The sequence below is a fragment of the Streptomyces sp. NPDC050546 genome (assembly GCF_044457425.1).
Taxonomy (GTDB): Bacteria; Actinomycetota; Actinomycetes; order Streptomycetales; family Streptomycetaceae; genus Streptomyces.
This window is the reverse complement of sequence record NZ_JBITGX010000003.1, coordinates 470,003-488,989: the sequence shown is the minus strand read 5'-3', so window position 1 is coordinate 488,989 and position 18,987 is coordinate 470,003. Positions and strand designations below refer to the sequence as shown.

At 69.0% G+C, this 18,987-nt stretch carries 19 protein-coding genes and 1 tRNA gene; 13 read left to right on the top strand and 7 right to left on the bottom strand.

Going from position 1 to position 18,987, the window contains the following annotated elements; genetic code table 11:
- Positions 1-122: 122 nt before the first annotated feature.
- The 7 genes from ACIBK5_RS10300 (at position 123) to ACIBK5_RS10270 (ending at position 5,778) form a co-directional block, all read left to right on the top strand.
- Positions 123-995, top strand: a complete 873-nt coding sequence (locus ACIBK5_RS10300) for a hypothetical protein (RefSeq protein WP_399018118.1) — start codon at positions 123-125, stop codon at positions 993-995.
- A gap of 12 nt (positions 996-1,007) precedes the next feature.
- A tRNA-Gln gene (locus tag ACIBK5_RS10295) sits at positions 1,008-1,079 on the top strand.
- Positions 1,080-1,203: 124 nt separating this feature from the next.
- A complete protein-coding gene (glmU, locus tag ACIBK5_RS10290; RefSeq protein ID WP_399018116.1) occupies positions 1,204-2,649 on the top strand; it encodes a bifunctional UDP-N-acetylglucosamine diphosphorylase/glucosamine-1-phosphate N-acetyltransferase GlmU in 1,446 nt (481 codons plus the stop codon).
- 147 nt (positions 2,650-2,796) lie between these two features.
- Entirely contained in the window at positions 2,797-3,777 is a 981-nt protein-coding gene (locus ACIBK5_RS10285) for a ribose-phosphate diphosphokinase (protein ID WP_399018115.1), read from the top strand.
- Between the two features lie 186 nt (positions 3,778-3,963).
- Positions 3,964-4,560, top strand: a complete 597-nt coding sequence (locus tag ACIBK5_RS10280; protein ID WP_399018113.1) for a 50S ribosomal protein L25/general stress protein Ctc — start codon at positions 3,964-3,966, stop codon at positions 4,558-4,560.
- Between the two features lie 69 nt (positions 4,561-4,629).
- Positions 4,630-5,232 carry an aminoacyl-tRNA hydrolase gene (pth, locus tag ACIBK5_RS10275; RefSeq protein WP_399018111.1) on the top strand — a complete coding sequence of 201 codons (603 nt, stop codon included), beginning with the start codon at positions 4,630-4,632 and terminating at the stop codon, positions 5,230-5,232.
- Positions 5,233-5,274: 42 nt separating this feature from the next.
- The gene (locus ACIBK5_RS10270; RefSeq protein ID WP_399018333.1) at positions 5,275-5,778 is read left to right on the top strand and encodes a hypothetical protein; all 504 of its coding nucleotides are present in this window, start codon (positions 5,275-5,277) and stop codon (positions 5,776-5,778) included.
- A 72-nt stretch (positions 5,779-5,850) separates the two neighbouring features.
- On the opposite strand, the gene ppc is transcribed toward ACIBK5_RS10270, so the two are convergent.
- The gene (ppc, locus tag ACIBK5_RS10265) at positions 5,851-8,595 is read right to left on the bottom strand and encodes a phosphoenolpyruvate carboxylase (protein WP_399018108.1); all 2,745 of its coding nucleotides are present in this window, start codon (positions 8,593-8,595) and stop codon (positions 5,851-5,853) included.
- Positions 8,596-8,893: 298 nt separating this feature from the next.
- Here ppc and ACIBK5_RS10260 point away from each other — a divergent pair, with 298 nt between their 5' ends.
- Both ACIBK5_RS10260 and ACIBK5_RS10255 read left to right on the top strand, forming a co-directional pair.
- On the top strand, positions 8,894-9,913 hold the full coding sequence (locus tag ACIBK5_RS10260) for an acyl-CoA desaturase (protein WP_399018105.1): 1,020 nt from the start codon (positions 8,894-8,896) through the stop codon (positions 9,911-9,913).
- A complete protein-coding gene (locus ACIBK5_RS10255) occupies positions 9,910-10,587 on the top strand; it encodes a TetR/AcrR family transcriptional regulator (RefSeq protein ID WP_382495699.1) in 678 nt (225 codons plus the stop codon). Before ACIBK5_RS10260 ends, ACIBK5_RS10255 begins: the two co-directional genes overlap by 4 nt.
- Here the strand turns inward: ACIBK5_RS10255 and ACIBK5_RS10250 are convergent.
- Both ACIBK5_RS10250 and ACIBK5_RS10245 read right to left on the bottom strand, forming a co-directional pair.
- A complete protein-coding gene (locus tag ACIBK5_RS10250) occupies positions 10,584-10,958 on the bottom strand; it encodes a glyoxalase (protein ID WP_399018102.1) in 375 nt (124 codons plus the stop codon). The genes ACIBK5_RS10255 and ACIBK5_RS10250 overlap by 4 nt on opposite strands.
- Positions 10,958-11,776, bottom strand: coding sequence for a trans-aconitate 2-methyltransferase (locus tag ACIBK5_RS10245; protein WP_399018100.1), 819 nt, complete (start codon positions 11,774-11,776; stop codon positions 10,958-10,960). Before ACIBK5_RS10245 ends, ACIBK5_RS10250 begins: the two co-directional genes overlap by 1 nt.
- A 129-nt stretch (positions 11,777-11,905) precedes the next feature.
- Here ACIBK5_RS10245 and tamR point away from each other — a divergent pair, with 129 nt between their 5' ends.
- On the top strand, positions 11,906-12,403 hold the full coding sequence (gene tamR / locus ACIBK5_RS10240) for a MarR family transcriptional regulator TamR (RefSeq protein WP_030242768.1): 498 nt from the start codon (positions 11,906-11,908) through the stop codon (positions 12,401-12,403).
- On the opposite strand, the gene ACIBK5_RS10235 is transcribed toward tamR, so the two are convergent.
- A complete protein-coding gene (locus tag ACIBK5_RS10235) occupies positions 12,362-13,129 on the bottom strand; it encodes a LuxR C-terminal-related transcriptional regulator (RefSeq protein ID WP_399018098.1) in 768 nt (255 codons plus the stop codon). The two genes, tamR and ACIBK5_RS10235, sit on opposite strands and share 42 nt — an antisense overlap.
- 301 nt (positions 13,130-13,430) lie before the next feature.
- Here ACIBK5_RS10235 and ACIBK5_RS10230 point away from each other — a divergent pair, with 301 nt between their 5' ends.
- The 3 genes from ACIBK5_RS10230 to ACIBK5_RS10220 all read left to right on the top strand — a co-directional run bounded on the left by ACIBK5_RS10230 (position 13,431) and on the right by ACIBK5_RS10220 (position 15,642).
- A complete protein-coding gene (locus tag ACIBK5_RS10230; protein ID WP_399018096.1) occupies positions 13,431-13,889 on the top strand; it encodes a GNAT family N-acetyltransferase in 459 nt (152 codons plus the stop codon).
- 104 nt (positions 13,890-13,993) lie between these two features.
- The gene (locus ACIBK5_RS10225; RefSeq protein ID WP_399018094.1) at positions 13,994-14,632 is read left to right on the top strand and encodes a hypothetical protein; all 639 of its coding nucleotides are present in this window, start codon (positions 13,994-13,996) and stop codon (positions 14,630-14,632) included.
- A gap of 203 nt (positions 14,633-14,835) precedes the next feature.
- The gene (locus ACIBK5_RS10220) at positions 14,836-15,642 is read left to right on the top strand and encodes a hypothetical protein (protein WP_399018092.1); all 807 of its coding nucleotides are present in this window, start codon (positions 14,836-14,838) and stop codon (positions 15,640-15,642) included.
- A gap of 66 nt (positions 15,643-15,708) precedes the next feature.
- Here the strand turns inward: ACIBK5_RS10220 and galK are convergent, their stop codons facing one another.
- Genes galK through galT form a run of 3 tightly spaced genes read right to left on the bottom strand, consistent with a single transcriptional unit; the run spans position 15,709 to position 18,946 of the window.
- A complete protein-coding gene (gene galK, locus ACIBK5_RS10215) occupies positions 15,709-16,875 on the bottom strand; it encodes a galactokinase (protein WP_399018090.1) in 1,167 nt (388 codons plus the stop codon).
- A 26-nt stretch (positions 16,876-16,901) separates the two neighbouring features.
- On the bottom strand, positions 16,902-17,864 hold the full coding sequence (gene galE / locus ACIBK5_RS10210) for a UDP-glucose 4-epimerase GalE (protein WP_399018088.1): 963 nt from the start codon (positions 17,862-17,864) through the stop codon (positions 16,902-16,904).
- The gene (galT, locus tag ACIBK5_RS10205; protein ID WP_399018087.1) at positions 17,861-18,946 is read right to left on the bottom strand and encodes a galactose-1-phosphate uridylyltransferase; all 1,086 of its coding nucleotides are present in this window, start codon (positions 18,944-18,946) and stop codon (positions 17,861-17,863) included. The genes galE and galT overlap by 4 nt, the downstream gene beginning before the upstream one ends.
- Between the last annotated feature and the right edge of the window lie 41 nt (positions 18,947-18,987).

Sequence of the window (18,987 nt, the reverse complement as noted above, 5' to 3'; positions counted from 1 at the left end):
CCGGACTGGCCTACACCACACTCCGTGACCGTTCAGCCGCGATACGGCCCGATATCCCTCGAACTGCTGAATCGCTCACCGTTCGACCCTGGAGGCCTCCATTCCGCCCGGACGGTATGCCTATGACACATGCCAACGGCAAATACACCGACTTCGAGGGACTGCGAGAGCAGGCAGTGGCGCTGCGGCGCGCGGGCCTCAGCCGACGCCAGATCCGCGACCGCCTCCACGTCGACAACAACGACATCCTCAACCGCCTCCTGGAAGGCGAACCGGCCCCGGCCTGGACGAAGCGCCCGAACGCCAAGGACGACCTGAGGGAGAACGCCAGGGAACTCCGCCTCCAGGGCTGGACGTACGACCAGATCCAGGTGGAGCTGGGCTGCTCGAAGAGTTCGATCTCGCTGTGGGTGCGGGATCTGCCGAAGCCTGAGCGCAAGCGAACTCCCGAGGAGGCATCAGCGATCGCGAGGCGTGGCTGGGAGGCGACCATGCGCCAGCGCGACGAGGAACGCCAGCGCACCAAGGAGGCAGCCAAGCAGGCGGTCGGCACACTGTCACCGCGCGAACTGTTTCTTCTGGGCGTCGGCCTGTACTGGGCGGAGGGCAGCAAGGACAAGCCCTACGACCGTCGCGAGAACGTCTGCTTCGTCAACAGCGACCCCGGCATGATCGGGATGTTCATCGCCTGGCTCCACCTGATGGGAGTGGAACGCGAGCGGCTCAGGTTCACCGTGATGATCCACGAGTCCGCCGATGTGGCAGGGGCCGAGCGGTACTGGGCCGACCTCGTCGGCGCCGACCGCTCGGCGTTCAACAAGACGACACTCAAGAGGCACAACCCCAAGACGGTCCGCAAGAACACTGGAGACTCGTATCGGGGCTGCCTCGTGATCAAGGTCCGGCAGAGTGCCGACCTGTACCGTCGCATCGAAGGCGCTTGGTACGGCATAGTGTTGGGAGCCGCCCAGCCAATCGGCGAGATGTCCGATTAGCCTGGTTTGCAGTCCCCTGTGGTGTAATGGGCAACACGGGTCACTTTGGATGATTTGTTCCAGGTTCGAGTCCTGGCAGGGGAGCACCTACTCGGTTCGGGTCCTGGCTGGCGAAACGGCGGCCGGGCCCCACACCCCCACCCCCCCACAAAACCCCCCGGTATCCTGCGGATGAAACCCCACCCCATCCACAGCCGAAGGGCATCCCGTGAGCGCCAACCGCCCGGCAGCCGTCGTCGTTCTCGCAGCGGGTGAGGGCACCCGTATGAAGTCGGCCACACCCAAGGTCCTGCACGAGCTCTGCGGCCGCAGTCTCGTCGGGCATGTGCTCGCCGCCGCGGGCGAGCTGCACCCCGAGAACCTGGTCGTCGTGGTCGGCCACGCCCGTGAGAAGGTCACCGCCCACCTCGGCGAGATCGCCCCCGCAGTCCGCACCGCCGTACAGGCGGAGCAGAACGGCACCGGCCACGCCGTACGGATGGGCCTAGAGGCACTCGGCGGATCCGTCGACGGGACCGTCGTGGTCGTGTGCGGGGACACCCCGCTGCTCACCGGCGCGACCCTCGACGCCCTCGCCGCCACCCACTCCGCCGACGGCAACGCGGTGACCGTACTGACCGCCGAGGTGCCGGACGCGACCGGCTACGGCCGGATCGTCCGCGACGACACCGGCGCCGTGACGGCGATCGTGGAGCACAAGGACGCCTCCGACGCGCAGCGGTCGATCCGTGAGATCAACTCGGGTGTGTTCGCGTTCGACGGTCAGCTGCTCGCCGACGCGCTGAAGAAGGTGCGGACCGACAACAGCCAGGGCGAGGAGTACCTGACCGACGTGCTCGGGATCCTGCGCGAGGCGGGGCACCGGGTCGGGGCCTCCGTGGCCGGCGACCACCGGGAGATCGCCGGCATCAACAACCGCGTGCAGCTCTCCGAGGCCCGCCGGATCCTCAACGACCGGCTGCTGACCGGGGCCATGCTCGCCGGTGTGACGGTCGTCGACCCGGCCACGACCTGGATCGACGTCACGGTGACCTTCGAGCAGGACGCCGTCGTGCACCCCGGCACCCAGCTGCACGGCGCGACGCATCTCGGCGAGGGCGCGGAGGTCGGGCCGAACTCCCGGCTGACGGACACCCGGGTCGGGGCGGGCGCGCGTGTGGACAACACGGTGGCCGTGAGCGCCGAGGTGGGCCCGAGCGCGTCGGTGGGGCCGTACGCGTATCTGCGTCCGGGGACGCGGCTGGGTGCGAGGGGCAAGATCGGGACGTATGTCGAGACGAAGAACGCCACGATCGGGGAGGGCACGAAGGTGCCTCATCTCTCCTATGTGGGTGACGCGACGATCGGTGAGCAGTCGAACATCGGTGCCGCGAGTGTGTTCGTGAACTACGACGGTCAGGAGAAGCACCACACGACCATCGGCTCTCACTGCCGTACGGGCTCGGACAACATGTTTGTGGCGCCTGTCACGGTGGGGGACGGTGCGTACACCGCGGCCGGGTCGGTGATCACGAAGGACGTACCGCCCGGTTCGCTGGCCGTGGCCCGTGGTCAGCAGCGGAATATCGAGGGTTGGGTGGCTCGAAAGCGTCCGGGGAGCGCGGCCGCGAAGGCGGCGGAGGCGGCTTCCCGGGAGTCGGCCGACGAGGGCTGACCGGAAACCGGTGCCTCAAACTCGGCGTACGGTGATAAGTACACACCCGCACCCCCACCAGTTGAGACGCCCTCTCGCGAGCCCGCTGAGAGGTCTCTGGACCCCAGATCGAAACCCCAGCTGCGACACCTCTGAGGAGACAGTGCTGTGACCGGGATCAAGACGACCGGCGAGAAGAAGTTGATGTTCTTCTCCGGCCGCGCCCACCCCGAGCTTGCCGAGGAGGTTGCCCACCAGCTGGGTGTCGGGGTTGTCCCGACGAAGGCCTTCGACTTCGCCAACGGTGAGATCTATGTGCGTTACCAGGAGTCGGCGCGTGGCGCCGACTGCTTCCTGATCCAGAGCCACACGGCTCCGATCAACAAGTGGATCATGGAGCAGTTGATCATGATCGACGCGCTGAAGCGGGCGTCGGCCCGGTCCATTACTGTCATCGTGCCGTTCTACGGTTACGCGCGGCAGGACAAGAAGCACCGCGGACGTGAACCGATTTCGGCGCGTCTGATCGCGGACATGATGAAGACGGCGGGTGCGGACCGCATTCTCACCGTCGATCTGCACACGGACCAGATCCAGGGCTTCTTCGACGGTCCGGTGGACCACCTGTTCGCGCTGCCACTGCTGGCGGACTACGTGGGCCGGAAGGTGGACCGGGAGAAGCTGACGGTCGTGTCCCCGGACGCGGGCCGGGTGCGGGTCGCGGACCGCTGGTGCGACCGGCTGGGCGCGCCGCTGGCGATCGTGCACAAGCGGCGGGACAAGGACGTCGCGAACCAGGTCACCGTCCACGAGGTCGTGGGTGAGGTGAAGGGTCGCGTGTGTGTCCTGGTGGACGACATGATCGACACCGGTGGGACGATCTGTGCCGCTGCCGACGCGCTGTTCGCGCACGGTGCGGAGGACGTGATCGTGACGGCGACGCACGGTGTGCTGTCGGGTCCGGCGGCTGACCGGCTGAAGAACTCCCGGGTGAGTGAGTTCGTGTTCACGGACACGCTGCCGACGCCGGGTGAGCTGAGCCGGGATCTGGACAAGATCTCGGTGCTGTCGATCGCGCCGACGATCGCGAGTGCGGTGCGTGAGGTGTTCGAGGACGGTTCGGTGACGAGCCTGTTCGACGAGCAGTAAGGGCTCTCCCGGAGTTCCGGTAGATCGTTTTGGGTGCGGCCTCCCCTGCCGAGTAGACTGCTGCAGTTGCTCGGCGAGGGAGGCCGTTTCCTGTTGTGGGATGCGGTGGTCCGTTATCGACGCGCTCTTCGTAGCAGGCCGTTCGTGGCCGGGTGACCACGTCCGTTCCTACTTCGAGGAGTGACTATGTCCGAGGTGAAGATCTCCGCCGCGACGCGCACCGAGTTCGGCAAGGGTGCCGCGCGCCGTATCCGTCGTGAGTCCAAGGTTCCGGGTGTCCTGTACGGGCACGGTTCGGACCCGCTGCACGTGACGCTGCCGGGTCACGACCTGCTGATGGCGCTGCGTACGCCGAACGTCCTGATCGCGCTGGACATCGACGGCAAGACCAAGGAGCTGGCGATTCCGAAGGCCGTGCAGCGTGACCCGCTGAAGGGCTTCCTGGAGCACGTCGACCTGCTGCTGGTGAAGAAGGGCGAGCGCGTCAACGTCGACATCTACGTCCACACCGAGGGTGAGCTGGCCCCGGGTGGCTTCCTGCTGGAGCACGTGCTGAACGCGCTGCCGGTCGAGGCCGAGGCCACGCACATCCCGGAGTCCGTGACGGTCTCCATCGAGGGTCTGTCCGCCGGTGACTCGATCCTGGCCAAGGACATCACGCTGCCGAAGGGCACGACGCTGGCCGTCGAGGAGGACACCGTCGTCCTTCAGGTCCTGGCCGCGCAGGCCGAGGAGGCCGCTGAGGGTGAAGAGGCCGAGGGCGAAGAGGCCGCCGAGGCCTGATCCTCTTCGTCGTCGTTTCGTCGGCCGCTGTTCCGGTGCGGAGCAGCGGCCGACGCGTATGAAGGAGACATGGACGTGACGACCGATGCCGCCGCTCCCTGGCTGATCGTGGGGTTGGGCAATCCGGGGCCGGAGTATGCGGGCAACCGGCACAACGTGGGTTTCATGGTGGCCGATCTGCTGGCGGATCGTGTCGGGGGGAGGTTCAAGCGGGCGGGGAAGGCTCAGGCGCAGGTGATCGAGGGGCGGATCGGGCCTCCGGGTCCGGAGAACCGGCGGGTGATTCTGGCGAAGCCGATGTCGTACATGAATCTGTCGGGCGGGCCGGTGAACGCGCTGCGGGACTTCTACAAGGTGCCGGTCGCCCATGTGGTGGCGATCCATGACGAGTTGGACATCGATTACGGGACGCTGCGGCTGAAGTTGGGCGGCGGGGACAACGGGCACAACGGTCTGAAGTCGATGACGAAGGCGTTCGGTGCGGACTATCACCGGGTGCGGTTCGGGATCGGGCGGCCGCCGGGTCGGATGCCGGTGGCGGACTTCGTGCTGAAGGACTTCTCCTCGACGGAGCGCAAGGAGCTGGACTACTTCGTGGACCGGGCGGCGGACGCGGTGGAGTGTCTGGTGATCGAGGGTCTTGAGCGGGCGCAAGGTACGTACAACTCCTGACTTGTCACCCTCGGGAGTTGACCGGCCGTGTGGGTATGGCCAATGATCCCGGCCATGCCCCCCACTGCCACCGCCTCTCGCCAGAGCTCTCATGCCGTGCTGCGGTTCGGTCGGTTCGCGGCGATGGGTACCGTCGCCGCGCTGATCCTGATCGCGGGTGTGTGGGCGTCGTGGGGTACGGCGCAGCATGTGATGCTGACGAAGGGCCGGGAGCGGGGCACGGTCGATGTGACGCGGTGCGGGCCGGAGCTGTGCACGGGTGCGTTCACGCCGTTGTCGGAGGGTGCGCAGCCGCGGCCGAGGGTCGAGCTGGAGAAGTCCGTCGCGGTGGAGAAGGGCCGGACCTACACGGTGGTCCTGAAGCCGGGCGGTGATGACGCGGTGCGTTCGGGCCCGGCGGGGGTTCTGTACGCGTGGATTCCGCTGGGTGGTGCGCTGTTGCTGGCGTCGGTGGTGGTGGCGGGCGGGCTGTTGCGGACGCGGGTGGCGTGGGTGCTGGCGCTGTCGGGGTTCGCGCTGCTCACGGCGGCGTTCTTCGCCGTGTGAGGCGGTCGTCGAGCACAACGAGGGGTGCCCCCGGGTTCGTGTGAACCCGGGGGCACCTTTCGTTTTTGTGGTTCAGCCGGTGTTGCGCAGGCCCGCTGCCACGCCGTTGACGGTGAGGAGCAGGGCGCGGGCGAGCAGCGGGTCGGGCTCTTCGGCGGCGCCGACCGCGTCGCGCTGCCGCTTGAGCAGGGCGACCTGGAGGTAGGAGATGGGGTCGAGGTAGGCGTCGCGGATGGCGAAGGTCTGCTTGAGGACGGGCGCGGCGTCGAGGAGTTCCTCTTCGCCGGTGACGCGCAGCACCTCACGCACGGTCAGTTCGTGCTCGGCCTTGATGGTGTCGAAGACGTGCTTGAGCTCGTCGGGGACGAGGGTGTCGACGTAGTGCTGGGCGATCCGCAGGTCGGTCTTGGCCAGGGTCATCTCGACGTTGGAGATGAAGTTGCGGAAGAAGTGCCACTGGCCGTGCATCTCGTCCAGGACCGTGTCACCTTCTTGCCGCAGGCCCGCTTCGCGCAGGGCCTTCAGGCCGGAGCCGACGCCGAACCAGCCGGGCACGATCTGCCGGGACTGGGTCCAGCCGAAGACCCACGGGATGGCCCGCAGCCCGTCGAGGCCGGCGCCGGTGTCCGGGCGGCGTGAGGGGCGGGAGCCGAGGTGGAGGTCGGCGAGCTGGTCGACGGGCGTGGAGGCGAAGAAGTACGCCGGGAGGTCGGGGTCCTCGACGAGCCTGCGGTAGGCGGCCTCGGCGGCCTCGGAGACGACATCCATGGCGGCGTCCCAGCGGGCCAGGGCTTCGTCGGACTGGCGGGGGGCGGTGTGCAGGGCGGACGCCTGGAGGGTGGCGGCGACGCTCAGTTCCAGGTTCTCCCTGGCCAGGGCGGGGATGAGGTACTTGTCGGAGATGACCTCGCCCTGTTCGGTCACCTTGATCTCGCCCTCCAGGGTGCCCCAGGGCTGGGCGAGGATGGCGTCGTGGGTGGGGCCGCCGCCACGGCCGACGGTGCCGCCGCGGCCGTGGAAGAGGCGGAGCCGGACGCCGTAGCGGTGGGCGACGTCGCGCAGGCGGCGCTGGGCGCGGTGGATCTCCCACTGGCTGGTGGTGATGCCGCCGAACTTGGAGGAGTCGGAGTAGCCGAGCATGACCTCCTGGACGTCGCCGCGCAGCGCCACGAGCCTGCGGTACGACGGGTCGGAGAGCATCTCCTCCAGGATGGTGTCGGCGGCCTTGAGCTCGTCGGTGGTCTCCAGCAGCGGCACGATGCCGATCTTCGCCCAGCCTGCGTGCAGGTCGACGAGGCCGGCCTCGCGGGCGAGGACGGCGGCGGCGAAGACGTCGTCGGCGCCCTGGCACATGGAGATGATGTACGACTCGATGACCTCGGGCCCGAAGACCTCCAGGGCCTTCTTCACGGTCTGGAAGACACCGAGGGTCTTCTCGCCGGGCGCGTCCACGGGCGCCGGGGTGGGCGCGAGGGGGCGGCGGGAGCGCAGTTCCTTGGCGAGCAGCCGGGCGCGGTAGTCGCGGGGCATGTCCGCGTACCGCCAGGACTCCTCGCCGAGCCGGTCGAAGAGCTGGCCGAGGGCGTGGTGGTGGGCGTCGGCGTGTTCGCGTACGTCCATGGTGGCGAGCTGGAGGCCGAAGGCGGCCAGCGTGCGGATGGTGCGGGCGAGGCGGCCGTCGGCGAAGAGGCCGCCGCGGTGCTCACGCAGGGAGCTCTGGATGATCCGCAGGTCGTCGAGGAGCTGGCTGGTGCCGAGGTAGTCGCGGCCGGGGACGTGTGCGGTGCCCTTGGCGAGGCGCTTCTTGGTGTTCTCCAGCTTCTGCCGGATGCAGGTGGCCTTGAGCCGGTAGGGCTCCTCGGCGTTGAGGCGCTTGTAGCGGGGGCTGATCTCGGGGAGGTTGTCCAGGTCGGTCTGGAGGGAGGTCAGCAGTTCCTCGGTGGCGCCGGCGTAGCGGATGGAGTTGGACAGGAAGCCGCGCAGCTCGTCGATCGTCTCGAGGGCGTCGTTGATGCCGTGCTCGTGCTGGAGGATGAGGACGTCCCAGGTCACCTGGGGGGTGACGTTCGGGTTGCCGTCGCGGTCGCCGCCGATCCAGGTGCCGAAGGTGAGCGGGCGGGTGTCGTCGGGGAGCTTGACCCCGGCGCGCTCCAGCTCGGCGGTGAGGTCCTCCAGGACGTCGCCGACGGCGTTGGCGTGCAGTTCGTCCAGGTAGTAGATGGCGTTGCGGGCCTCGTCGGCGGGCTCGGGGCGGACGACGCGCAGTTCGTCGGTCTGCCAGACGAGGTCGATGTTCTCGGCGAGCCGGATGTCGAGGCGGCGGCGGTCGGACTCGATGACGGGGGTGTCGAGGAGTGCGGCGACGCGCCGGAGCTTGTTGAGGACCGACCGGCGCGCTGCCTCGGTCGGGTGGGCCGTGAACACGGGACGAATATTGAGGTTACGAACCGTCTCGCGCAGGTGTTCGGGGTCGGCGTCCTTGAGCCGGTCGGCCGTACGGGCGAGCAGTCCGCCCTCGGCGGCGCGGCGGGCGCGCAGCTCGCGGCCGCGGTGGACCTGCTCGGTGACGTTGGCCAGGTGGAAATAGGTGGAGAACGCGCGGACCAGCTTGGCCGCGGTCTGCAGTTCCGTGCCGCGTAGCAGCTCGGCGGCGGCCTCGCCGTCCTCACGGGTGAGGCGGCGGACCTTCTCGACGAGTTCCAGGAGCTCAGGGCCCTCCTGCCGGACAAGGGTCTCTCCGAGGAGGTCACCCAGCCGGCGGATGTCGGCACGCAGCTCACTGCTCGTCGTCGTGGTCTGGTCGTCGGCACTGCTCACAGGTGCGGCTCCTTGCAGTGTTGAAGCTCGTCTGGGAGGGGAACCCGAACGGCGTCTCGCGCGGCGTGCGCCGCATACGGGCCGGACATCCGGGAAGAAATCAGAGCGGACCGCGCTGTCCGACCGACTCCAGGATAGGTGTCGAGGGGGACGCGCAGGCTCTCGGGCTCTTGCCGCCGGGAGGCGCACTGCCATACTTACGAAGCCGTAGGTTACGGAACCGTAGGAAGCACCGTGCGGGTTCCCCGTGACCCGGCTACCCCCACTTCTCCGTCCACATACCCCCCAGGGGACGCGTATGACCAGTTCCGACGTGATCGAGGACGCCCCCGAGGCGCCCGGTCAGGCCACCGACTCCGCAGCCCCCTCCTCCGCCACGCTGGGCGGCGAGCAGAAGCGGTCCATCGAACAGATCACTCTCCTCCTCTTCATCATCGTCCCGTTCGTCGCGGTGCTGGCGGCGGTGCCGCTGGCCTGGGGCTGGGGGGTGAGCTGGCTGGACATCGGTCTGCTGGTGTTCTTCTACTACCTGGGGTGCCACGGCATCACGATCGGCTTCCACCGCCATTTCACGCACGGTTCCTTCAAGGCCAGGCGGCCGTTGAAGATCGCGCTGGCCATCGCGGGCTCGATGGCGGTCGAGGGTCCCCTGGTGCGCTGGGTGGCCGATCACCGCAAGCACCACAAGTTCTCCGACGCGGAGGGTGACCCGCACTCGCCGTGGCGTTTCGGCGAGACCGTTCCGGCCCTGATGAAGGGCCTGTGGTGGGCGCACATCGGATGGATGTTCGACGAGGAGCAGACGCCGCAGGAGAAGTACGCCCCAGACCTGATCAAGGACAAGACGCTCCGGACGATCTCCCGCCAGTTCATCCTGTGGGCGGCCCTGTCCCTGGCGCTTCCGCCGCTGATCGGCGGCCTGGTCACGATGTCCTGGTGGGGCGCCTTCACGGCGTTCTTCTGGGGGTCGCTCGTCCGGGTGGCCCTGCTGCACCATGTGACGTGGTCGATCAACTCGATCTGCCACGCGGTCGGCAGGCGCCCCTTCAAGTCGCGCGACCGCTCGGGCAACGTGTGGTGGCTCGCGGTGCTGTCCTGCGGCGAGTCGTGGCACAACCTGCACCACGCCGACCCCACCTCCGCACGGCACGGCGTGATGCGCGGCCAGCTGGACTCCTCCGCACGGCTGATCCGCTGGTTCGAGATGGCCGGCTGGGCGTACGACGTGCGCTGGCCGTCACGCTCGCGTATCGATTCGCGCCGTAACGACGGGGAAGGTGGCTCCCGGCGCGGGAAGGAGCCCGTCGAGGCGGCATGATGGTCGCTGTGGCGACCGACTCGAGCAGCACCCCCAGCAATGACAAGCCGCGGCGCGTGCGTCGCACGCGGATGACCGGTGCCGAGCGCCGCCAACAGCTGCTGGAGATCGGTCGCACGCTCTTCGCGGCCAAGGGCTTCGAGGGCACCTCGGTGGAGGAGATCGCGGCGAAGGCCGGGGTCTCCAAGCCGGTCGTCTACGAGCACTTCGGCGGCAAGGAAGGCCTCTACGCGGTCGTGGTGGACCGCGAGATGCGGTGCCTGCTGGACATGGTGACGAGTTCGCTCACGGCCGGTCACCCCCGCGAACTCTGCGAACAGGCGGCCTTCGCCCTCCTGGACTACATCGAGGAGTACACGGACGGCTTCCGCATCCTGGTCCGGGACTCCCCCATCCCCCAGTCGACGGGCTCCTTCGCCTCCTTGATCTCGGACATCGCCACCCAGGTCGAGGACATCCTCGGCAAGGAGTTCAAGTCCCGCGGCTTTGACCCCAAGCTGGCCCCGCTGTACGCCCAGGCCCTGGTCGGCATGGTCGCCCTGACCGGCCAGTGGTGGCTGGACGTCCGCAAGCCGAAGAAGGCCGAGGTGGCGGCGCACCTGGTGAACCTGGCCTGGCACGGCCTGGACGGCCTGGAGCCGAAGCCGCATCTGATAGGGCGCCGCAAGGCCTAGGGCAGCAGCCCCTGGGCCGGTTCGAGGAACTCCAGGCGGTTGCCGACCGGGTCCTGCGAGTAGAAGCGCTTGTGCCCCGGCAGGACGTGGTCCCAGATGACGGGCGCCCCGCCGGCTTCCAGCCGGGCGGCGCAGGACTCGATGTCCGTCACCCGCAGCCCGGGGTGGGCCTTCCTCGCCGCCCGGAAGTCCTCCTCGATCCCGATGTGCAGCAGCACCGCCCCCGCCCGGAACCAGCACCCGCCACGCCGGGCGAGCACGGGCGGCTTCGGGATCTCGGTCATGCCGAGGACATCGACGTAGTACGCCCGCAGCCGCTCCTCGCTGCCACGCGGGGCGGCGAGCTGGACATGATCGAGGGCAGTGATCATCAGCCTTCCTTCCGGGCCACGGCGAACACCCGGCGGAACGGGAACGGTGTGCCGTGCGTGCCCGCCGGATACGCCTCGCGCAGGGCGGCCCGGTACTCGGTGACGAAGCTCTCCCGCGCGCCGGGGTCGTCGGCGAGGGCGGTCAGCACGGGCCGCAGCCCGGTCCCCTTCACCCAGTCCAGCACCGGGTCCTCGCCCTCCAGCAGATGGATGTACGTCGTCTCCCACACGTCGGCGGTGCAGCCGAGGGCGGTTAGGTGCTCCAGGTAGGCCTCGGGTGCGTGGACGGCGTCGGCGTGGCGCAGGGTGTCGGCGAGCCGGTCGCGCCAGCGCGGGGAGCCGGCGAGTTCGCGCATGAGCCGGTGGCTGGGGGCATCGAAGTTCCCGGGCACCTGGAAGGCGAAGGTGCCGGACGGTTTCAGCCCGGCCACCCAGTCGGCGAACCGCTCGACGTGCCCCGGCACCCACTGCAGCGTGGCGTTGCTGACGATCAGGTCGTACGGCTCGGCCGGCGCCCATGTCCGTACGTCGGCGTGGGCGAAGTCGAGACGCCCGCCTCCCCGCGTCGGCCCCTCGTGATCGACGTGGGCTTTGTCGAGCATCTCGGGCGAGTTGTCGTAGCCGGTGATCCGGGCGGTGGGCCAGCGATCGGCGAGCAGCGTGGTGACGTTGCCGGGGCCGCAGCCGAGGTCGGCGATACGGGGTGCGCTGCCGGGCGGCTCGGGGACGCGGGCGAGAAGGTCGGCGAAGGGGCGGGCGCGGTGGCCGGCGTGGCGGAGGTACTGGGCGGGGTCCCAGGTGGGGGCGGCTGCGGGCATGGAGTCCTCCAGGTGTCCTGGTGGTGACCGGTCAGGGACGCACACCCACCGTGACATCGCCGGTATCTCGACGTCAAGAAAATGGACATCAAGAGACTCTACGTCGACACAACCACTACACTGATCGTCATGGAGGACGAGGTCGACCGGCTGGTCGCAGCATGGCGCCGGGAGCGCCCGGACCTCGACGTGGAACCGCTCGAGGTGCTCAGCCGTGTGAGCAGACTGGCCCGGCATCTGGACCGGGCGCGTCGGCTGGCCTTCTCGGAGCACGGTCTGGAGCCGTGGGAGTTCGACGTCCTGACGGCCCTGCGCCGCGCGGGCACGCCGTATCAGCTCTCTCCGGGACAGCTCCTCACCCAGACGCTGGTCACGTCGGGCACGATGACGAACCGCATCGACCGCCTGGCGAAGAAGGGCCTGGTGGAACGCCTCCCCGACCCCAGCGACCGCCGGGGCGTCCTGGTCCGGCTGACGGACGAGGGCAGGGACCGCGCGGACCAGGCCCTGGCGGGACTGCTGGACCAGGAGCGCGCGATCCTCGCGGAGCTCTCCCGGGCCCAGCGCGGCGAACTCGCGGGGCTGCTACGCCAGCTGACCGCCCCGTTCGACAACATCCCCGGCTAGGTCGACGGGCCCGACCCCGGCCCGCCGGGCCAGGGCGACGGCGGCGAGGGTGGAATGCACGCCGAGCTTGCCCAGGACGTTCTGCATATGGGTCCGCACGGTGTGCGGCGACAGATACAGCCGCTCGGCGACGGCCTTCCTGCCCAGCCCGGCGACCATGCACCGCAGCACTTCCCGCTCCCGCGGCGTCAGCGACTCGACCAGCCGCTCGCTCTCGGTGCGGTGCTTGCGCGCGGCGGTGAGCTCCCGCAGTACGCCGGTCAGCAGTGCGGGCGGCAGATGGGTCTCGTCGCGCAGCACCCCGCGGATGACGGTCAGCAGCCGGGACAGCGAACAGTCCTTGGCGACCCAGCCGGAGGCCCCGGCCTGCAGGGCGAGCGCCGCCCGCCGGGGGTCGTCCTTCTCGGCGAGCACGACGGTCCGTACGTTCGGCTGCGCGGACCGCACGCCCGTGACGAGGGAGATCCCGTCGACGAGCCCGTCCTCGTTGCCGTCCTGCACCGGTACGGCCGGCCGTATGCCGGGCACCATGCCGCCCAGGTCGGCGTCCACGAGCAGCACGTCGAAGCGCCGCCCCTCGGCGACCGCCCGCTCCAGGCTGCGCAGCGCGGCGGGACCGCTGCCGGCCGCGGAGACGTCGACGTCGGGCTCGGCGGCCAGGGCCGCGGCGAGTGACTCGGCGAAGATGCGATGGTCGTCGACGACCAGGACTCGGATGCGAACCACGTAACCCCCTTCCCCAGGCTCCTGAGAGCAGGGGATTCCCCATCGTCGGAACACGAACCCGCACGGGTACGACGCCGGAGTGCCCGGCCGCTGCGTATGTCCGTCCGTCTCGCAGCGGTCTGGCCGGGTTGCCGCAGCCGCACGGCCGCCGCCGTGCAGAAACCGGTACCCCCACTCCGGGCGTCGTACCCGGCTGTCTCGCCCCCTGATCGGCACCGGCCCCCACCGGTGCTGTTCATCAGGGTACGGCCGGGGGCCGGGAGCGGAAGGTTATTTGCAGAACTGACTGTCCTGCGCGTTTATGGTGTGCCGCATGTTCCGTCTTGAGACAGAAGTCGACAAGGCCCGACGTGATCTGCTCCGCACACGCCTGCGGGAAGCGAACACAACCGCCTCTCCGATCCTGCGAGCCCTGCGCGGAACCCCGGACGAAAGGGACGTCCCGTTGCACGTGTGGGCTGTGAACGACGCGGACGACGCTCTCGCCGGCGGCCTCGTCGGCTACACCTGGGCGACCTGGCTCCACGTCACCTACCTCTGGGTCGACGAACGCCACCGCGGCACGGGCCTCGGCGGCGGACTCCTCGCAGAGGCGGAGCGCATCGCGTCAACGAAACGCGGCTGCCACTCGTCCCGCCTGGAAACCTGGGACTTCCAGGCGCCCCGCTTCTACGAGAAGCAGGGGTACGAGGTGGTGTGCGTGGTGCCGGACTATCCGCCGGGGATCACTGAGTACACGCTGACGAAGAGGCTGGGCTGAAGACCTCTTCGCCGTCGCGGTTCGGCCCCCCGATAGCGTGGGTTCGCTTGAGTTATCCCCCCACATCATCAACGGGAGACACAGTGAACCGCCCCGCTCGGCTTGTGACGGCCGCGCTCACCGCATCCGCGGCCCTGCTGCTGACCGCCTGTGGCTCGGGGGGAGGTGACGAGTCGTCCTCCGACAAGATCGCGGGAGCGGACTCGGCTGATAAGCCGTCAGCTTCGCCGTCGGTGTCCGCGTCTGCGGATGGGATCGATCGGCCGGAGATCAAGCTGCCCTCGGACATGAAGCTGGATTTTGAGGGGCGGCAGACAGGGGATGCGGCGAAGGACGCGATTCTGGCGGACAACGAGCGGACTGTCAGCACGGTGTGGCAGGCCATGGCGTCCGGCGACATGAAGAAGTCGGGCATCGCCTTCTATTACACGGACAACGCGATGGTCGGCATCTACGAGTACGTGAAGGGCGCCATCGACGAGAAGACCAGTTGGGCCGGCACCCTGCGCTACTTCGACCGCCAGGTGACGGTGTTCGACGACAAGAAGTCCGCGGCATTGACGTACTGCGTCGACGAGAGCAAGGCGGACCTCAAGAACCGCGAGACGAACAAGATGCAGGGCACCAAGACCACGCCCAACAGCTACGTCTTCTACAACCTCGGCCTGAAGAAGAACGAAGACGGCGTCTGGCAGACCTGGGATCTCACCGAGGACCGGGGGTCGCAGAAGTGCCAGCCCTGACGCGGTGCACAGGCGTAGCAGCGCTCACCATCACGCTGGCCGGCCTTGGACCTCTTCCGGCTTCGGCCGGAGGGTTCGACAGTGTCGGCGTCCAACAGAAGAAGACGTCCGGTAACTCCTCCGGCCCGGCCCTGGAATCCCACGTCAGCTTCAAGGTCCCGGGTACCAGGGCGAAGGACAGTGGTCCGGTCACCTCCACCGCCGTGGACTGGGAGCCGCCCGCCTGCTGGTACGAGCCGTACTGGAAGGCCAAGGACTTCAAGACCTTCAACGAGGCCAAGTGGTCGATGTACGAATCCGCCGGCGGCGAGCCGGAGGGCATCGCGGACGTCCAGGCACGCTACAAGAAGGGTCACCCGTACAAGGACTTCAACGTCGCCAAGAACGACAAGGGCATGTGGTGGGTGGCCGTCAAGAACCCTGAGATGAAGGACGACCCGGCAGCCAAGACCTGCACACGGGCACCCTTCTGGGTGGACAACGGCAAGGACCCCGGCGTCCCCCAGGCCATCGACACCGAGACCCTCGCCGGGCTCGCCCACCAGCGAACCGTCGTGCCCCCGACCAAGATCTCCCTGGCGCCGGACGGCAAGTCGACGGTGAACGCGCCGACCTGGATCTGGCTGGACAAGGGCGCCTTCAAGCCGGTCTCGGTCACGGCGAGTCTGCCCGGTACCGGGCTGTGGGCGACCACGACCGCCAAGCCGGTGAGTCTGCACATCGAGCCGGGGACGGAGGACGCGGAGAGCCTGCCGGCGTCCGGCGAGTGCGGGATCAACGACGACGGTTCGATCGGAGAGCCGTACGCCAGGGGCAAGGCGGAGCTGACGCCTCCGTGCGGTGTGCGGTATCTGCGGTCGTCGGGCGACGGCGCCTACCCTCTTGAGGCGACGCTCACCTGGGAAATCTCCTGGGAAGGCTCGGGCGGCACGGGCGGCGACCTGCCCAATGGCACGTTCGCCACGACCACCGAGGTGCAGGTCCAGGAGTACCAGGCCGTCAACCGCTGAAGTCCAGGAACATGAGTCGGGCGCCCTTCCTGCTGGAGGTGAGGGCGCCCGATCTTCGTGGCGAGATCAGCTCAGGCGCCGCGCGCCCGCCGAAGGCACCGCCTCGAACACCCGCGGTGTCGTGAAGTCGGCCGCCGCGAAGGCTTCCGTCACCGCCTTCGTGATGGCGTCGACGTCCGTCTCCTCCGCGAGGACGATCGCCGAGCCGCCGAAGCCGCCGCCGGTCATGCGGGCGCCCAGGGCGCCGGAGGTGAGGGCCGTGTCGACGACCAGGTCGAGTTCGGGGCAGGAGATGCGGAAGTCGTCGCGGAGGGAGGCGTGGCCCTCGACGAGGATCGGGGCGATCGCGCGGGTGTCGTCGCCCGATTCCAGCAGCGACACCACCCGTTCGACGCGCTCGTTCTCCGTGACGATGTGGCGGACCAGGCGGCGGACCTCCTCCTCGTCGCCGAGGCGGGACAGGGCCGCGTCCAGCTCGCCGTAGGGGACGTCCCGGAGCGCGTTGACGCCCAGCAGGGCCGCGCCCTTCTCGCAGCCCGCGCGGCGCTTGCCGTACTCGCCCTCGCTGTGGGAGTGCTTGACCTGCGTGTCGACCACGAGGAGGCGCAGGCCCTCGGCCGCCAGGTCGAAGGGGATCTGCTTCTGGGAGAGGTCGCGGGTGTCGAGGAAGAGCGCGTGCCCGGCCTCGCAGCAGGCGGATGCCGTCTGGTCCATGATGCCGACCGGGGCCCCGACGTAGACGTTCTCCGCGCGCTGGCACAGACGGGCCAGCTGCCAGCCGCGCAGGCCGAGCGAGAACAGGTCGTTCAGCGCCAGCGCCACCACCACCTCCAGCGCCGCCGAGGAGGACAGGCCCGCGCCCGAGGGGACCGTGGAGGACAGGTGGATGTCCGCGCCCGTCACCGCGTGGCCGGCCTCGCGCAGGGCCCAGACCACGCCCGCCGGGTACGCCGTCCAGTTCTTGTCCGACTCGGGGGACAGGTCGTCGAGGCGGAGTTCGGCAACCCCGCCCTCGACGTCCGCCGAGTGCAGGCGCAGGACGCCGTCCTCGCGGCGTGACACCGCCGCCACCGCCGTGTGCGGCAGGGCGAACGGCATGACGAAGCCGTCGTTGTAGTCGGTGTGCTCGCCGATGAGGTTGACGCGGCCCGGTGCCGCCCATACCCCGTGCGGTTCGGCGCCGTACAGCTCACCGAACCGTGCGGCGACCTTCTCCGCCACAGCCTCGCTCATGCCTGTCCCCTGACCCTTCGTACGTACTAGTTGCCGCGTCGCTGCGCGAAGTCCCACGCGTCCGCGACGATTCCCGCGAGATCCGCGCGGGACGGGTTCCAGCCCAGCTTCTCGCGGGCCGTGGCGGCCGAGGCCACCAGGACCGCCGGGTCGCCGCCCCGGCGGGGGGCGACCACTTCCGGGATCGGGTGGCCGGTCACGCTGCGGACCGTCTCGATGACCTCGCGGACCGAGAAGCCGTTGCCGTTGCCGAGGTTGCAGATGAGGTGCTCGCCGGGGGTGGCCGCCTTCAGGGCCAGCAGGTGGGCTTCGGCCAGGTCCGCCACATGGATGTAGTCGCGTACGCAGGTGCCGTCCGGCGTCGGGTAGTCGTCACCGAAGACGGAGATCGCCTCGCGCCTGCCCTGCGCTACCTGGAGGACCAGCGGGATCAGGTGGGACTCGGGGTCGTGGCGCTCGCCGTGCTCGCCGTAGGCGCCCGCCACGTTGAAGTAGCGCAGCGAGACCGCGGCGAGGCCGTGGGCGGCCGCCTCACCCGTGATCATGTGGTCGACGGCGAGCTTCGAGGCGCCGTAGGGGTTGGTGGGGGACGTCGGCGCCGACTCGACGATCGGGACCTGCTGCGGCTCGCCGTACGTGGCGGCCGTGGAGGAGAAGACCAGCCTGGCCACGCCCGCCTCGCGCATCGCGGCCAGCAGGGCCATGGTGCCGCCGACGTTGTTGTCCCAGTACTTCTCCGGCTTCACGACCGACTCGCCGACCTGCGAGAACGCGGCGAAGTGCAGCACGCCGTCGTACGAGGAGTCCAGCCATTTGGCGGCGTCGCGGATGTCGCCCTCGATGAAGGTGACGCCCGCCGGGACGCCTTCACGGAAGCCCGTGGAGAGGTTGTCCAGGACGACGACCTCGTGGCCCGCCTCCAGCAGATGCTGGGCGACGACGCTGCCGACGTAGCCCGCACCGCCTGTCACCAGGTACTTCCCGCTCATGAACTCGCTACCTCTCGCAGTCGCTCGGCCGCGCGCTCCGGCGGCACGTCGTTGATGAACACGTTCATGCCGGACTCGGAACCCGCGAGGAACTTCAGCTTGCCGGAAGTGCGGCGGATGGTGAAAAGCTCGAGGTGAAGCGCGAAGTCCTCACGCACGACCCCGTCGAACTCCTCCAGCGCGCCGAAGGGGGCCTGGTGCCAGGCCGCGATGTACGGCGTCGGAGGCTCGCCCTCGGTGCTTTCCCCACCGTCCCCCCCATCGAAGATCCGGTCGAAGCGCCTCAAGAGTTCCAGATAGATCTTGGGGAACTCTGTGCGGGCGGCCTCGTCAAGACCGAGCAGGTCAGGCACACGGCGCTTGGGGTACAGGTGGACCTCGTACGGCCAGTGCGCCGCGTATGGCACGAATGCCACCCAGTGTTCACCCTCCAGGATGACTCGCTCGTCGGCGAGTTCACGCTCCAGGACGGCGTCGAAGAGGTTCTCCCCGCCCGTCATCTCCTTGTGGGTCGCGACGGAGCGGAGCATCAGCGCGGTGCGCGGGGTGGTGAAGGGATAGGCGTAGATCTGCCCGTGCGGGTGCTGGAGGGTCACGCCGATCTCGGCACCGCGGTTCTCGAAGCAGAAGACCTGTTCGACGGAGGGGAGATGGGACAGCTCCGACGTACGGTCCGTCCACGCCTCCAGCACCAGGCCCGCCTGCTCCTCGGTGAGGCCGGCGAAGGAGACGTCGTGGTCGGAGGTGAAGCAGACGACCTCGCAGCGGCCCGAGTCTCCGGCCAGCGAGGGGAAGCGGTTCTCGAACACGACGACGTCGTACGACGAGTCCGGGATCTCGCTCAGCCGGTCGCCCTCGGAGGGGCACAGGGGGCATTCGTCGGCCGGCGGGTGGTAGGTGCGGCCCTGGCGGTGCGAGGCGATGGCGACGGAGTCGCCGAGCAGGGGGTCGCGGCGGATCTCGGACGTCGTGACGGTGCGGTCCAGGGGGCGGCGGTCGGCCGCGTCGCGCACGCTGTCGTCACGCAGGTCGTAGTAGATGAGCTCACGACCGTCGGCCAGCCGGGTCGAGGTCTTCTTCACGCCGGACTCCTCATCCTTCAAACATAACCGAACATATTAAA